The organism is Ruegeria marisrubri, assembly GCF_001507595.1.
Taxonomy (GTDB): Bacteria; Pseudomonadota; Alphaproteobacteria; order Rhodobacterales; family Rhodobacteraceae; genus Ruegeria; species Ruegeria marisrubri.
Genome location: NZ_LQBQ01000012.1, coordinates 235,616 through 251,099, shown reverse-complemented (window position 1 = coordinate 251,099; position 15,484 = coordinate 235,616). Strand labels below are relative to the sequence as shown.

Below are 15,484 nucleotides of genomic sequence, written 5' to 3'. Positions count from 1 at the left end.
AGCGCATCCTCCGGCCCCGTCGCCGCCCGACCCCGGGCAAACCGTCCCCTAGATGTCCTTTTCCTTCAATTCCAAAGGACCGCCGGGGGCGGCAAGGCCGCGTTCGGGCAGCCACGGGTTCAGTTCAAGCGCCTCGGCCAGCGCCCTGCTCGCCTCGTCGATCCGCTGCAGGGCCATCAGCGACAGCGCCCGCCCGCTCATCGCCCCGATATGGCGCGGCGACAGTTCCAGCGCGCGATCGAGATCCTCCAAAGCCGTCCGGAAATCCTGCCGCAGGAAATTGACGAAAGCCCGCTGGTTGTAGCCCTCGGCATATTCGGGGCAGTATTCGACCAGCTTGTCGAAATCCTCCAGCGCCCCCAGCAGGTCCCAAGCCTGCCGACGCCTCATGCCGCGATCCAGAATCGCCTGGGATTGCTCGTTCGGCGCATCGGCCCAGTATTCCCACATCTGGTTTGAAATCAGGCGCGCATCCCGCTCGGTCTCTGCCCGCTTAACCTGCTCGATCAAGGCATTCAGGCTTTCCGAATGGTCGGGGGCCGCAGGGCAGGTTTCGGCCACGGCGGGACTGCCCGCGATTGCGGACAACGAAAGGAAAAAGGCTAACCGTCTCATGCACCAATGCTGACCGATTGCGTCCTTCGGTCAACTCACGTTTTCGAGCGGACCGAACAGTCCGGTTTCCTTGACCGCCTCCATCGCCACGAAGGTCGAGGTGCTCGAGACATGCGGCAGCGACGAGATCTTCTCGGCCAGAACCGCGCGGTATTCCGACATCGAATGCGTGCGCACCTTGAGCAGATAGTCGAAATTGCTCGCGATCATATGGGCTTGCTCGATTTCACCCACCTTGCGGACGGCGGCGTTGAACTCGGCCAGCGCCTTTTCGCGGGTATCGGTCAGACGCACCTCGACAAAGGCCACATGGTCCAGCCCCAGCCGGATCGGATCGACGAGCGCGCGGTAGCCGGTGATGATCCCCTCGGCCTCAAGCCGTTTCAGACGGGCCTGCGTCGGCGATTTCGACAGGCCGATCCGCCGGGCAAGGTCGGCAATCGACATCCGCCCGTCCTCGGACAGAACCTTGAGGATCGCCTGGTCGAAGCGGTCCAGACCGGGAAAGTTCGCTTGCATTGTTTTCCACCAGAAATTCGGGACAATCGGCTTCTGGTAACAGAATTTCAGGCGATTGTCCCGCCCTCAGGGGTATATAATCGGCAAAAAGCCCGGAGAGACCATGACACACGCCCTTCGCACCCTGATCGACAGCCAGACCTATGCCGATCAATCCGCCATTCTGGCCGCCCTGACCAAGCAGGCCGCCCTGACCCAAGCCGACCGCACCGCCATCTGCGAGGCGGCCGCGCAACTGGTGCGCGACATCCGCTCCAGCACCGCGCCGGGGCTGATGGAGGTGTTCCTGGCCGAATACGGCCTGTCCACCGACGAAGGCATCGCGCTGATGTGCCTGGCCGAGGCACTGCTGCGCGTGCCCGACGCCGACACGATCGACGCGCTGATCGAGGACAAGATCGCCCCCTCGGACTGGGGCAAGCACCTTGGCCACTCCTCTTCGTCGCTGGTCAACGCCTCGACCTGGGCGCTGATGCTGACAGGCAAGGTTCTGGACGAGGGCAAGGCCTCGCCGGTCAGCGCCCTGCGCGGCGCCATCAAGCGTCTGGGAGAGCCGGTGATCCGCACCGCCGTCGGGCGCGCGATGAAGGAGATGGGCCGGCAGTTCGTTCTGGGCGAAACCATCCAGTCCGCCATGAAACGCGCCGCCGGGATGGAGGCCAAGGGCTATACCTATTCCTACGACATGCTGGGCGAGGCCGCCCGCACCGAGGCGGACGCGGCGCGCTATCACCTTGCCTATTCCCGCGCCATCGCCGCGATTGCCGAGGCCTGCACGCATGACGACATCCGCGCCAACCCCGGCATCTCGGTCAAGCTGTCGGCCCTGCATCCCCGCTACGAGGTGGCCCAGGAAGAGCGCGTGATGCACGAACTGGTGCCGCGCCTGCGGGCCTTGGCGCTGCTGGCCAAGGCGGCCGGCATGGGCCTGAACGTGGACGCCGAAGAGGCCGACCGCCTGTCGCTGTCGCTGCAGGTGATCGAGGCGGTGATGGCCGAACCGGCGCTTGCGGGCTGGGACGGGTTCGGCATCGTGGTGCAGGCCTACGGCCCGCGCGCGGGGCTGGTGCTGGATACGCTCTATGACATGGCCGAACGTCATGACCGCAAGCTGATGGTGCGGCTCGTCAAGGGCGCCTACTGGGATACCGAGATCAAGCGCGCGCAGGTCGAGGGCGTCGACGGCTTCCCGGTCTTCACCCAGAAGGCGGCGACCGACATCTCCTACATCGCCAATGCTCGCAAGCTGCTGGGCATGACCGACCGGATCTATCCGCAATTCGCCACCCACAACGCCCACACCGTCGCCGCGATCCTGCACATGGCCGAGGACCAGCCCTTCGAGTTCCAGCGCCTGCACGGCATGGGCGAAACCCTGCACCGGCTGGTGATGGAGCGCCAGAACACCCGCTGCCGCATCTACGCGCCGGTCGGGGCGCATCGCGACCTGCTGGCCTATCTGGTGCGGCGCCTGCTGGAAAACGGCGCCAACAGTTCCTTCGTCAACCAGATCGTCGACGAGAACGTCCCCCCCGAAGAGGTCGCCGCCGACCCGTTCGAGGCGGTTCGAGAGCCCGCGAAACACCTGCCCACCGGCCCCGAGCTGTTCCTGCCCGAGCGCCCGAACTCGCGCGGGTTCGACCTGGCCCATACGCCGACGCTGGATGCGATCGACGCGGCGCGCGACGCGTTCCGCGCCCATCACTGGTATGCCCGCCCGCTTCTGGCCGACGAGGCCTCGCCCGAGGCCGACGAGGTGGTCACCAACCCCGCCCACCCGCAGGACCGCCCCGGCACCGTCGCCCCGGCCAGCGCCTCGGATGTCGAGTTGGCACTCGCCGCCGCATCCCCGTGGCGCACCGATGCCGACGAACGGAAACGGATCCTCAACGCCGCCGCGGATCTCTACGAGGCCAACTATGGCGAAATCTTCGCCCTGCTGGCGCGCGAGGCCGGCAAATCGCTGCTGGACGCGGTGGCCGAACTGCGCGAGGCGGTGGATTTCCTGCGCTACTACGCCGCCAACATCCCCGAGGGCGAGCCCGCGGGCACCTTCACCTGCATCAGCCCGTGGAACTTCCCGCTGGCCATCTTCACCGGCCAGATCGCGGCGGCCTTGGCCACCGGCAACGCCGTGCTGGCCAAGCCCGCGCCGCAGACCCCGCTGATCGCCCACCGGGCCGTTCAACTGCTGCACGAGGCCGGCGTGCCGCGCGATGCCCTGCAACTCTTGCCGGGCGGGCCGTCGGTCGGCGCCGCGCTGACCTCTGACCCGCGCGTCTCGGGCGTGGCCTTCACCGGCTCGACCGCGACGGCCCTGAAAATCCGCGCCGCCATGGCCCAGAACCTCAAACCCGGCACACCGCTGATCGCGGAAACCGGCGGGCTGAACGCGATGATCGTGGACAGCACCGCCCTGCCCGAACAGGCCGTGCAGTCGATCATCGAAAGCGCCTTCCAGTCGGCGGGCCAGCGCTGTTCCGCCCTGCGCTGCCTGTATCTGCAGGACGACATCGCCGATGACGTGCTGACCATGCTCAAGGGCGCGATGGACGCGCTGTCGGTGGGCGATCCGTGGCTGCTCTCGACCGATTGCGGCCCGGTGATCGACGAACAGGCCCGTCAGGGCATCGCCGACCACGTCGCCAGGGCCCGCACCGAGAACCGCGTGCTCAAGGAACTGCCCATCCCGCCCGAGGGCATCTTCATCGCCCCGACCCTGATCGAGGTGCCCGGCATCGGCGCGCTGGAACGCGAGATCTTCGGCCCGGTCCTGCACGTCGCCCGCTTCAAGGCGCAGGAGATCGATCAGGTGATCGCCGACATCAACGCCACCGGCTACGGCCTGACCTTCGGCCTGCATACCCGCATCGACGACCGCGTGCAGCACGTCACCGAGGCGATCCACGCGGGCAACATCTATGTCAACCGCAACCAGATCGGCGCGATCGTCGGCTCGCAACCCTTCGGCGGCGAAGGCCTGTCCGGCACCGGCCCCAAGGCGGGCGGACCGAACTACATGCCGCGCTTTCTGGCCCCGAACCGCCAGCACTCCGATGAAAGCTGGACCGAGGCGATGACCGAACTGCCCGAACCGACGGGAACGCCCTCGCCGGTCCTGACTCGCACCCTGCCCGGCCCGACCGGCGAATCGAACCGCCTGAGCGAGATCCCCCGCGCGCCGCTCCTGTGCTTCGGCCCGGGAAAGGAGACCGTCCGCAAACAGGCCGAAAGCGTTCACGCCCTGGGCGGCACGACGATCTGCGCCACCGGCCGGCTGGATCCGAGCGTGCTGGAGAGCCTCGAGGGCATCTCGGGCGTTCTGTGGTGGGGCGACGAAGAAACCGCCCGCGAGATCGAACTGCACCTCTCGCGCCGCGACGGGCCGATCATCCCCCTGATCCCCGGTGAGCCCGACCGCGCCCGCGTTCTGGGCGAACGCCATGTCTGCGTCGATACGACCGCCGCGGGCGGCAACGCCGCGCTGCTGGGCGGCGCTGCCTGAGCGCTCTTGACGCTGGGCCGCGAAAGGCCCAGCGTCACCGCATGATACCCATCCGCGACCACAACCCGTCCGGGCGCACGCCTTTCGTCGTCTACACGCTCATGGCGGCCAACATCCTGGTCTTCCTGAGCTACGTGGGGGCGATGGATGACCCGCGACTGATCAACCGCATCTTCTTCGACTACGCGGTCATCCCGGCCCGGATCACCGACGGGTACGGCCTTCACACGCTGGTCACCTCGATGTTCCTGCATGGCGGCCTGATGCACCTTGCGGGCAACATGCTGTTTCTGTGGATCTTCGGCGACAACCTCGAAGATGAAATGGGGCATCTCCCCTTCCTGATCTTCTATCTCGTCTGCGGCATCGGCGCCGGGCTGATGCATGTTGTCGCGGCCCCGACCTCGGCCGTGCCGACGATCGGCGCCTCGGGGGCGGTTGCGGGGGTCATGGGCGGCTATCTCCTGCTGTTTCCCAAGGCCCGCGTGGACATCCTGCTGATCATCGTCATCTACATCCGCGTCTTTTCGATCCCGGCCTTCGTGATGCTCGGGGTCTGGCTGGGCATGCAGTTCCTGGGCGGCATCGGCAGCGACCCGGATCAGGGCGGGGTCGCCTATTGGGCGCATACCGGAGGGTTCATCGTCGGCCTTGTGCTGAGCGTTCCGCTCTGGCTCAGGCGCGGCGGACCGAATTACTGGAGCCGCACGCACGGCCATCCGCCGCACCCGGAACACAAATACAAACTCTCCCCCTCGCGCATCCCCAAGGTGCCGCGCCGCTGAGCGTCCTGACCACGCACACGCCAGCGCTTCGCACCTTGGCGCGCAAGTCTTCATCTTTTCGCAAATACTCCCGCCGGAGGCTCCGGCGCCCGGCGCCGGAACCGGGGCGTCAGCCCCGGATCACCTTGGCGAAACCGTCAAAGATCGGCTCGTTGGCGCAGATCACCTCACCGTCGGACAGGATGCTGCCCTCGGGATCCAGCGGCTGCACCAGCCCCCCGGCCTCTTTCACGATGATGATTCCGGCGGCCATATCCCAAGCGTTCAGACGGCGCTCCCAGAACCCCTCATAGCGGCCGGCGGCCACATAGGCCATGTCCAGCGCCGCCGAGCCCCAGCGCCGCACGCCGGCGCAGACCGGCATCAGACGCGCCAGATCCTGCAGGGTCGCGGGCAGATCCGAACGCCCGCCAAAAGGCAGACCGGTCGCAAAGATCGATTCGATCATCCGATGGCGGCCGGACACCCGGATGCGGCTCTCGTTCATCCACGCGCCCTCACCCTTCTCGGCAAAGAACATCTCGTCCTTGGCGGCGTCATAGATCACCCCGGCGACGATCTTGCCCTTGTGTTCCAGCGCGATGGAAATCGCCCAGTGCGGCAGACCGTGCAGGAAATTCGTGGTCCCGTCCAGCGGATCGACGATCCAGCGGCGGGTCGGGTCTTCGCCCTCGATCTCTCCGCCTTCCTCGGCCAGCCAGCCATAGGTCGGGCGCGCGCCCATCAGCTCTTCCTTGAGGATCTTCTCGGCAGCGATATCCGCCTTCGAAACGAAATCCCCCGCCCCCTTCATGGACACCTGCAGGTTCTCGACTTCGCGGAAATCCTTGACCAGAGACCGCCCCGCCTTGCGCGCGGCCTTGATCATGATGTTGAGATTTGCACTGCCAATCATTGTCCTGGGGCTCCTGTCCGGTCAAACCGCGCGTATACTGTCGCAAGCGGGGCTTGCCAAGAGGCTTGATGCGCATAGCAGCCCCGACGATCGTGGCGGGGCTCTCCGCCTACTGCGCCTGCAGCTTGCGGGCCTCTCTGCGCGCCAGCGCCACCAGCTCCTGAACATAGGGTTTCTCCAGGTCTTCCGAGCGCACCGCGGCATAAAGCCTGCGGGTTATCCCCTCTTTCGTCAGCGGGCGGGTGACGTAATCCGAGTTGTACTTCACCTCGCGCACCACCCAGTCGGGCAGGACCGACACGCCCCGGTTCGAGGCGACCAGCAGCAGGATCACCGCAGTCAGTTCCACCTGCCGGATCACCGCCGGCTCGACCCTTGCCGGGATCAGCAGCTGGCTGAACACGTCCAGCCGCGTGCGCTCGACCGGATAGGTGATCAGGGTCTGCCCCCGGAAATCCTCGGCCTCGATGTAATCCTTCTGCGCCAGGGGGTGAGAGGCCGCCGCGACGAACACGGGGTTGTAGTCGAACAGCTCCACGAACTCGACGCCCGGCAGGTCTTCGGGGTCCGAGGACACCACCAGATCCACCTCTTCCTTCTGCAACGCGGGCAGCGCGTCAAAGGCCAGACCCGGGCGGATGTCCACATCGACATCCGGCCACGACTTGCGGAAGGCCTCGAGCACGGGAAACAGCCACTCGAAACAGGCATGGCACTCGATGGCGATATGCATCCGCCCGGCCCGCCCGTCCCGCAGCGACGAGAACTCGGCCTGCATCGCCTCGACCTGCGGCAGGATCTGCTCGGCCAGCCGCAACAGGCGCAGCCCGGCCGCCGACAGCTTCATCGGCTTCGACCGGCGCAGGAACAGCTCGACCCCGGCCTGCTCCTCCAACCCCTTGATCTGATGGCTCAAAGCCGACTGCGTGATGTTCAGCTGGTCCGCCGCGCGGGCCAGCCCGCCGCAGTCGTGGATCGCCTTGATGGTGCGCAGATGACGAAACTCGATGTGCATCCCCAAAGACGCCTCATGTTGTTGTTGAACAATATGAGTTTGTTTCACAGGTCGGCCTGTGCCACAAGAGGCCAAGCCAACATAGTTGAGACCCATCATGACCGCGCCCGAGATTTCCTTCGAGTTCTTTCCGCCTCAATCCCTCGAGGCCTCGTTTCGCCTGTGGGACACGGTGCAGGCGCTGGCGCCGCTGGCCCCGCGGTTCGTCTCGGTCACCTACGGCGCGGGCGGCACCACCCGCGAACTGACGCGCGAGGCGGTGGCCACGCTGCACGACCATTCCGGCCTCAACGTTGCCGCCCACCTGACCTGCGTGCGCGCGACGCGCGAGGAAACCCTGGCCATCGCGGACGAGTTTGCCCAGGCCGGCGTCACCGACATCGTCGCCCTGCGCGGCGACCCGCCCAAGGGCGAAGGCCGGTTCCGGCCGCATCCCGGCGGCTTTGCCAACTCGGTCGAACTGATCGAGGCGCTGGCCGATACCGGCAAATTCTCGATCCGCGTCGGCGCCTATCCCGACATCCACCCCGAGGCCGCCAGCGCCGCCGCGGATATCGACTGGCTCAAGGCCAAGCTGGACGCCGGCGCGGACGAGGCGCTGACCCAGTTCTTTTTCGAGGCCGAGACCTTCTTCCGCTTCCGCGACGCCTGCGCCAAGGCCGGCATCGACAAGCCGATCACCCCCGGCATCCTGCCGATCGAGAACTGGAAGGGCGCCCGCAACTTCGCCAAACGCTGCGGCACCCGGATCCCGGCCTGGGTGGAACAGGCCTTCGAAAAGGCCGTGCGCGACGACCGTCAGGACCTGCTCGCCACCGCGATCTGCACCGAGCTCTGCTCGGAGCTGATCGAGGGCGGCGTGGACAAGCTGCATTTCTACACGCTCAACCGCCCGGAACTGACCCGCGACGTCTGTCACGCCCTGGGTGTCGCGCCGAAGGTGTCGCTGCAGAACGTGGCGTAAAACTTGCCGGAAATTCCGTGGCTGGTAGCGTTCCCTCGATCTACAAGGGAACGCGCCAGATGCATCACGCCAAATCCGTCGAAGAACTGCTGCGGCCTGCCGACATGGCCAACATGTCGGGGTTGGAATTCATGCAGGGCATTCTGGACGGACGACTGCCCGCCCCGCCGATCTCCAAGGTTCTGGGCTATCATCTGCACTCGGTGGAAGAGGGGCGCGTGGCCTTTCGCGGCACACCGACCTTCGATGTCTGCAACCCGCTGGGTTCGGTGCATGGCGGCTGGTATGGCACGCTGCTGGACAGCGCGATGGCCTGCGCGGTCCAGACCGGCGTGCCGCGCGGTGCGGCCTACACGACGCTGGAATACAAGATCAACATCATCCGGGGCATTCCCATCGGCACCGAGGTCGAATGCGTCGGGGTCGCCGACCATGTCGGGCGCTCGACCGGCGTCGCGCATGGCGAGATTCGCGGCGTCGAGGATGGCAGGCTTTACGCCACCGGCTCGACCACCTGCATCGTTTTGAACCTGCCGCGCGGCTGATCCGTCACTGCGCCGGGTGCGACTGCAATTCGGGCACCGGCACCCAGTCGGGCAGAGCCTCGGGCCTGACCGACTCGTGCAGACGCTCTGACCGGTCCTTGCCGACCGTGCGATGGCTGCGAAACAGAAAGATCTTTCCCCATCCGCGCCATGTGCCGACCGAGGGCGCATCCGGATCGGCGGGGAACCGGCTGCGCCAGTCCGCGGGCAGCGGCAACCCGTGCCGTTCCGCCCGTTCCAGCATCCAGATCAGCGAGACATTCGCCAGCGGCCGGGCCTCCTCGAAACCGCCAAGCTGGCCACCGACATCGCCATGCGTGCCGCGGAACCAGACCTGTTCCACATGCCCCGTCGTGTCCAGCGAACTGTCCCACAACACCGGCTCGAACACCCCGCGCGTTTCGTGCAAGGCCAGCGCGTGATAGCCATGCCGGACACTCGGGCCCAGCTGGTGGTTGTGGAACGCATGCCGCTCTTCGGCCAGCCGCCACAGCAGGGGCAGCCTCAGCCCCAGCGCCTTGACCGTGTCCCAGACGCCGACCATCTCGATGGGCACGTCGTCATGGCAGAACTGCCGGCGAAAGGCGGCGGCATACTCACTGTGAGGATCTCTCTCATAATGGCGATAGGCCTGCCGGATGTTGCGCTCGGTGGCATGTTCCGCCCTGAGCAGCCCCACCTTCTCGATGACCCCGGCAAGGCTGCGCACCCCGAAGGCGCCCCGTGAATATCCCATCAGGAAAATCCTGTCGCCGGGCTTGTAACGAGAGGCCAGGTATCCATAGGCCCGGCGGATCTGCCGGTTGATCCCGCGCCCCATCATCACGTCGGGCGTGGTTTTCCAGTTCGTCCACTGAACGCCGGCTTCGTAGAAAACCGAAACCTGCCCGCCCATTTCCTGCAACAGCCGGTATGTCCGGCCCGCGTTGGTTTCGCACCCGGGCTCCAGCGTGGACATCGTGCCGTCCAGAATGATCACATGGGTGATCGCCTCTCGGTGTTTCGTTTCCGCGGAATGTTCGGAGCTCAGCGGGCGTCCGAGCCATCCCAATATCTTCCTACTCAGCCTCGACAGAACCATGTTGCACCATTTCCCAAACCTTTCGGGGTGTGAACGGCATGTCGGCCTGTCTCACCCCGCACCCCCAAAGAGCGTCCTGCACCGCGTTCGCCACGGCGGCCAGCGCGCCCACCGTTCCGGCCTCGCCACAGCCTTTCATGCCCATCGGGTTGGCCGTTGACGGAACCGGCACCGAGGTAAATTCAAACATGGGTATTTCCGCGGCGCGCGGCAAGGCGTAGTCCATGAACGACGCCGTGAGCAGTTGCCCGTCCTCGTCGTGAACGACATGCTCGCACAGCGCCTGTCCGATGCCTTGTGCTACGCCTCCGTGAACTTGTCCCTCGGCAAGCATCGGGTTGATGAGGTTACCAAAATCATCGACCACTGTATAGCGGTTGACATGGGTGAATCCGGTTTCCGGGTCGATCACGATTTCGGCAACATGCGCCCCGTTGGGATAGCTGCGCCCCGGCAGCCTGGCCCGTGCCTCGTGTCGCAGCAGATCGCTGCGGCCGTCCGCGCGCGCCATTTCGGCCGCTTCCAGCAAGGTGGGCGTCAGGTTCGAGCCCGGCGCGCGAAAGGTCTCGTGGTCAAAACTCACGTCACTCGCCTCCACGCCCATCTTATCAGCCAGATATGGCGTGAATGCGGCGACCATGCTGTCCACCGTGGCCAGCGTGGCATGGCTCTGCGTGGTGACCGAGCGCGACCCGCCGGTGCCGCCGCCCTGCGCCATGCGGTCGCTGTCGCCCTGCACCACCCGGATCATCTCGGCCGGAATACCCGTCTGGTCCGACAGGAACCGGGCATAGACCGTTTCATGCCCCTGCCCGTTCGATTGCGTCCCGACATAGAGGTTCACCGTCCCGTCCTCGCAGAATTCCACCTTTGCGCCTTCGGTAGGGTCGCCCAGAATGCTTTCGATATAGTAACACAGCCCCTGCCCCCTCAGCAGGCCACGCGCGGCATCCGCCGCCTTGCGCTCGGCAAACCCTGCCGTCTGCTCCTGCACGCGGGACAAGATCCTGTCGAACGCGCCCACGTCATAGGTCTCGCCCGTCGCGCTGCGATAGGGGAATGCCTCGGGCCGGATGAAATTGCGCCGCCGCAGCTCCCACGGATCGACCCCCAGCTCGCGCGCGGCCCGGTCCATGACCCGCTCCAGCACATAGATCGCCTCGGGCCGGCCCGCCCCGCGATAGGCATCGACCTGCGTGGTGTTGGTGTAGAACCCCTCGACCTGCAGCCAGACCGTCTGGATGTCGTAGACGCCGGTCAGAACCCGGCTGAACAGGTTGGTCTGGATCGCCTGCCCGAAATGGCTGTTGTAGGCCCCCAGGTTGCAGCGCGTCCGCACCCGGTAGGCGGTGATCCTGCACTCCGCGTCAAAGGCCAGCTCGGCCACCGAGGTCAGGTCGCGGCCGTGATTGTCGGTCAGCATCGCCTCGGTCCGGTCCGACATCCAATGGACGGGGCGTCCGGTGATCCTGGCCGCCACCGCAACGGGAAAATACTCGGGATACGGCATGGCCTTCATGCCGAAGCCCCCGCCCACGTCGGGCGTGGTGACGTGGACGGCGTCGGGCTCCAGCCCCAGCTTTTCGGCCAGCTGCGCCTTCATCCCCCAGACGCCCTGCCCGCCATAGGCGAAATGCAACCGCCCGTCGCGCCACTCGGCCCGGCAGCCGCGCGGCTCCAGCGAATTGGCGATGACCCGGTTGTCATGCACGCTGAGCGATACCACATGCGCCGCCGCCTCGAAGGCGACCCGCGTCGCCTCCTCGTCCCCCACGCCCCAGTCAAAGGCGCGGTTGTCCGGCGCCTCGGGGTGGATCGTCTCGCCACCGGGGGCCACGTCCATCTTGGCCGGCAGATCCTCGGTCTCCAGATCGATCAGCTCCAGCGCATCCCGCGCCTGTTCCATCGTGTCGGCGATGACCACCGCGACCGGCTCTCCGACAAAGCGGACACGGTCGCGCGCCAGCATGTGCCGCTCGGGCGCCGCGCCCTTGGAACCGTCTCGGTTGGGAACCACCGTGGCGCTCATGACCGTATCGACACCGGCCGCGCGCAGATCGTCATGGGTCAGCACCAGCCGCACCCCCTCCGCCTCTCGCGCGGCCTCCAGGTCCAGCGCCACGATCCGCGCATGGGCAACCGGGCTGCGCAGGAACGCGGCGAACAGGGCATCGCCCGGCACGTCATCGTCCATGTAATGCCCCTGCCCCGTCAGGAACCTTACATCCTCGACCCGCTTGACCGGCTGGCTCTTGCCGAACTTCTCCATTTCCCGCCCCCTCTGCTGCCACGAAAGCTCAGCCTAGCCCACCGCTTTCCGATGTCCAGAGCGACGCAGGGGCCTCGCAAGGGCCGCCCATGTCGTGCAAAGCCTTTCCCTTCCCGCGCCCTTTCGTTATTGCAGGCATCGACTCCGAACCAGATCACGCAGGAAGTGCCCCATGGCGATGGAAAAGACGTTCAACGCGGCCCAAGCCGAGGCCCGCATCTACAAGGCCTGGGAAGAGGCCGGCGCCTTCAAGGCAGGCGCGAACAAGTCGCGCGACGAAACCTTCACCATCATGATCCCGCCGCCGAACGTGACCGGCGCGCTGCATGTGGGCCACGCCTTCAACAACACCCTGCAGGACATCCTGATCCGCTGGCACCGGATGCGCGGCTTCGACACGCTGTGGCAGCCGGGACAGGACCACGCCGGTATCGCCACCCAGTTGCAGGTGGAAAAGATGCTGGCCGCGACCGACCAGCCCGGCCGCCGCGAACTGGGCCGCGAAGCCTTCCTCGAAAAGGTCTGGGAGTGGAAGGGCCAATACGGCGGCACCATCGTCGAGCAGCTCAAGCGGCTCGGCTCCTCCTGCGACTGGTCGCGCAACGCCTTCACCATGGCCGGCGCGCCGGGTGACCCGCGCACCGGGCACGAGAACAGCCCCAATTTCCACGACGCCGTCATCAAGGTCTTCGTGGACATGTATCAAAAAGGCTACATCTACCGCGGCAAGCGGCTGGTGAACTGGGACCCGCATTTCGAAACCGCGATCTCGGACCTCGAAGTCGAGAACATCGAGGTGTCGGGCCACATGTGGCACTTCAAATACCCGCTGGCCGGGGGCGAGACCTATACCTATGTCGAAAAGGACGAGGACGGGAACGTCATCCTCGAGGAAGAGCGCGACTACATCTCCATCGCCACCACCCGCCCCGAGACGATGCTGGGCGACGGCGCGGTGGCGGTGCATCCGTCGGACGAACGCTATGCGCTCATCGTCGGCAAGCTCTGCGAAATCCCGGTCGGCCCGAAAGAGCACCGCCGCCTGATCCCGATCATCACCGACGAATATCCCGACCCCGATTTCGGCTCGGGCGCGGTCAAGATCACCGGCGCGCATGACTTCAACGACTATGACGTCGCCAAGCGCAACAACATTCCCTGCTACCGCCTGATGGACACGCGCGGCCACATGCGCGACGACGGCGCGCCCTATGCCCAGGAAGCCGCCAAGGCGCAGGACCTGTTCGGCAGGACCGACTTCACCGAAGGCCAGGTCGATGCCATCAACCTGGTGCCGGACGAATATCGCGGCCTCAGCCGCTTCGAATGCCGCCGCAAGGTCGTCGCCGACATCGACGCCGAGGGCCTGATGATCCAGGTCGAGGACAAGCCGATCATGCAACCCTTCGGCGACCGCTCGAAGGTGGTGATCGAGCCAATGCTGACCGACCAGTGGTTCGTGGATGCCGAACAGATCGTCGGCCCCGCGCTCGAGGCGGTGCGCTCGGGCGAGGTCAAGATCATCCCCGAAAGCGGTGAAAAGACCTATTTCCACTGGCTCGAGAACATCGAACCGTGGTGCATCTCGCGCCAGCTCTGGTGGGGCCACCAGATCCCGGTCTGGTATGGGCTGGACCTGTCGGCCGAGGAATTCCGCGACGACGAAAACGACGGTGCCCTGGACCTGGTCGAACTGGGCCGCCTGCTGAACGAAGGCGGCATGCTGCACCGCGGCCACGTCCTGCACTGCGCCGCCTCCTTCGAAGAGGTGACCGAGCGTTTCGTGGACGACAACGCCGACCTGCCCAGCCCGCTCAGCCACGCCACCGTGATCGAGGTGGCCGACAAGCACGAGGCCATCCACACCTTCGCCGAGAGCCTGGCGCAATACGCGATCGACCAGGATCCGACGAAACTGGTCTACCCGGTCTGGCGCGACCCCGACGTGCTGGACACCTGGTTCTCGTCGGGCCTCTGGCCCATCGGCACGCTGGGCTGGCCCGAGCAGACCGAAGAGCTTCGGAAATACTTCCCGACCGATGTCCTGATCACCGGCTTCGACATCCTGTTCTTCTGGGTCGCCCGGATGATGATGATGCAGCTCGCGGTGGTGAACGAGGTTCCGTTCCACACCGTCTACCTGCACCAGCTCGTCCGCGACGAGAAGGGCAAGAAGATGTCCAAGACCACCGGCAACGTCATCGACCCGCTGGAGATCGTGGACGAGTTCGGCGCCGACGCGCTGCGCTTCACCAACGCCTCGATGGCGGCGATCGGCGGGGTGCTGAAACTCTCCAAGGAACGCATCACCGGCTATCGCAACTTCGGCACCAAGCTGTGGAACGCGGTCCGCTTTGCCGAGATGAACGGTGTCTACGATGGTACAAAACGGACGATCGGCGATCTGGCACAGGTACAAAACGCAACAAACGCGGTGAACCGCTGGATCATCGGCGAAACCGCCCGCGTCCGCGAAGAGGTCGACGCCGCGCTGGACAGCTACCGCTTCAACGATGCGGCGAACGCGCTTTACGCCTTCGTCTGGGGCAAGGTCTGCGACTGGTACGTGGAACTCTCCAAACCCCTGCTGCAGGGCGAAGACGCTGACGCCAAGGCAGAAACCCAGGCCACCATGCGCTGGGTGATGGACCAGTGCCTGATCCTGCTGCACCCGATCATGCCCTTCATCACCGAAGAGCTGTGGGGCCTGACCGCCGAGCGGCCCAAGATGCTGATCCACGCCGACTGGCCGGACTACAAGGCGGCGGATCTCATCGATTCCGACGCGGATCGCGAGATGAACTGGGTGATTTCGGTGATCGAGAACACCCGCTCGGCGCGCGCGCAAATGCGTGTGCCCGCAGGGCTTTACGTGCCCATGCTGGTGACCGAGATCGACGCCCACGGACAGGCCGCATGGGACCGCAACGAGGCTCTGATCAAGCGGCTGGCGCGGATCGAAAGCCTGACCAAGGTGGATGCCCTGCCCAAGGGCACGATCTCGATCTCGGCCCCCGGCGCCTCGTTCGGGCTGCCGCTGGCCGACATCATCGACATCGGCGCCGAGAAGGAACGCCTGGAAAAGGCCAAGGGCAAGCTCGCCAAGGAACTGGGCGGCCTGCGCGGTCGCCTCAACAACCCCAAATTCGTGGCCTCGGCCCCCGAAGAGGTCGTGGAAGAGGCCCGGGCGAACCTCGCCGCCCGCGAAGAGGAAGAGGCCCGGATCAACGAGGCGCTCGCCCGCCTGGCCGAGATCGCCTGACCGCTTCACCTTTTTTCAAATACTCAAAA

At 65.8% G+C, this 15,484-nt stretch carries 11 protein-coding genes; 5 read left to right on the top strand and 6 right to left on the bottom strand.

Annotated elements, in window-relative coordinates:
- Positions 1-48 precede the first annotated feature (48 nt).
- The gene (locus AVO45_RS08235) at positions 49-615 is read right to left on the bottom strand and encodes a tetratricopeptide repeat protein (protein ID WP_068345811.1); all 567 of its coding nucleotides are present in this window, start codon (positions 613-615) and stop codon (positions 49-51) included.
- 30 nt (positions 616-645) lie between these two features.
- On the bottom strand, positions 646-1,134 hold the full coding sequence (locus AVO45_RS08230; RefSeq protein ID WP_068345809.1) for an Lrp/AsnC family transcriptional regulator: 489 nt from the start codon (positions 1,132-1,134) through the stop codon (positions 646-648).
- A gap of 103 nt (positions 1,135-1,237) precedes the next feature.
- Here AVO45_RS08230 and putA point away from each other — a divergent pair, with 103 nt between their 5' ends.
- Both putA and AVO45_RS08220 read left to right on the top strand, forming a co-directional pair.
- Positions 1,238-4,639 carry a bifunctional proline dehydrogenase/L-glutamate gamma-semialdehyde dehydrogenase PutA gene (putA, locus tag AVO45_RS08225; RefSeq protein WP_068345807.1) on the top strand — a complete coding sequence of 1,134 codons (3,402 nt, stop codon included), beginning with the start codon at positions 1,238-1,240 and terminating at the stop codon, positions 4,637-4,639.
- Positions 4,640-4,680: 41 nt separating this feature from the next.
- Positions 4,681-5,424, top strand: a complete 744-nt coding sequence (locus tag AVO45_RS08220) for a rhomboid family intramembrane serine protease (protein WP_068345805.1) — start codon at positions 4,681-4,683, stop codon at positions 5,422-5,424.
- Between the two features lie 109 nt (positions 5,425-5,533).
- Here AVO45_RS08220 and AVO45_RS08215 read toward each other — a convergent pair whose 3' ends face one another.
- Positions 5,534-6,319: an inositol monophosphatase family protein gene (locus tag AVO45_RS08215; protein ID WP_068345797.1), complete on the bottom strand. Its 786-nt coding sequence runs from the start codon at positions 6,317-6,319 to the stop codon at positions 5,534-5,536.
- 109 nt (positions 6,320-6,428) lie between these two features.
- Positions 6,429-7,334 (bottom strand): LysR family transcriptional regulator, encoded by a 906-nt coding sequence (locus AVO45_RS08210; protein ID WP_068345795.1) that lies wholly within the window; start codon positions 7,332-7,334, stop codon positions 6,429-6,431.
- A 97-nt stretch (positions 7,335-7,431) separates the two neighbouring features.
- Here AVO45_RS08210 and metF point away from each other — a divergent pair, with 97 nt between their 5' ends.
- Positions 7,432-8,298 carry a methylenetetrahydrofolate reductase [NAD(P)H] gene (metF, locus tag AVO45_RS08205; protein ID WP_068345793.1) on the top strand — a complete coding sequence of 289 codons (867 nt, stop codon included), beginning with the start codon at positions 7,432-7,434 and terminating at the stop codon, positions 8,296-8,298.
- Between the two features lie 59 nt (positions 8,299-8,357).
- A complete protein-coding gene (locus AVO45_RS08200; RefSeq protein ID WP_068345791.1) occupies positions 8,358-8,843 on the top strand; it encodes a PaaI family thioesterase in 486 nt (161 codons plus the stop codon).
- A 4-nt stretch (positions 8,844-8,847) separates the two neighbouring features.
- On the opposite strand, the gene AVO45_RS08195 is transcribed toward AVO45_RS08200, so the two are convergent.
- Positions 8,848-9,924, bottom strand: coding sequence for a DUF2235 domain-containing protein (locus tag AVO45_RS08195; protein WP_068346670.1), 1,077 nt, complete (start codon positions 9,922-9,924; stop codon positions 8,848-8,850).
- The gene (locus AVO45_RS08190) at positions 9,902-12,193 is read right to left on the bottom strand and encodes a xanthine dehydrogenase family protein molybdopterin-binding subunit (RefSeq protein WP_068345789.1); all 2,292 of its coding nucleotides are present in this window, start codon (positions 12,191-12,193) and stop codon (positions 9,902-9,904) included. Before AVO45_RS08190 ends, AVO45_RS08195 begins: the two co-directional genes overlap by 23 nt.
- 172 nt (positions 12,194-12,365) lie before the next feature.
- Here AVO45_RS08190 and AVO45_RS08185 point away from each other — a divergent pair, with 172 nt between their 5' ends.
- Positions 12,366-15,455, top strand: a complete 3,090-nt coding sequence (locus AVO45_RS08185) for a valine--tRNA ligase (RefSeq protein WP_068345788.1) — start codon at positions 12,366-12,368, stop codon at positions 15,453-15,455.
- Positions 15,456-15,484 lie beyond the last annotated feature (29 nt).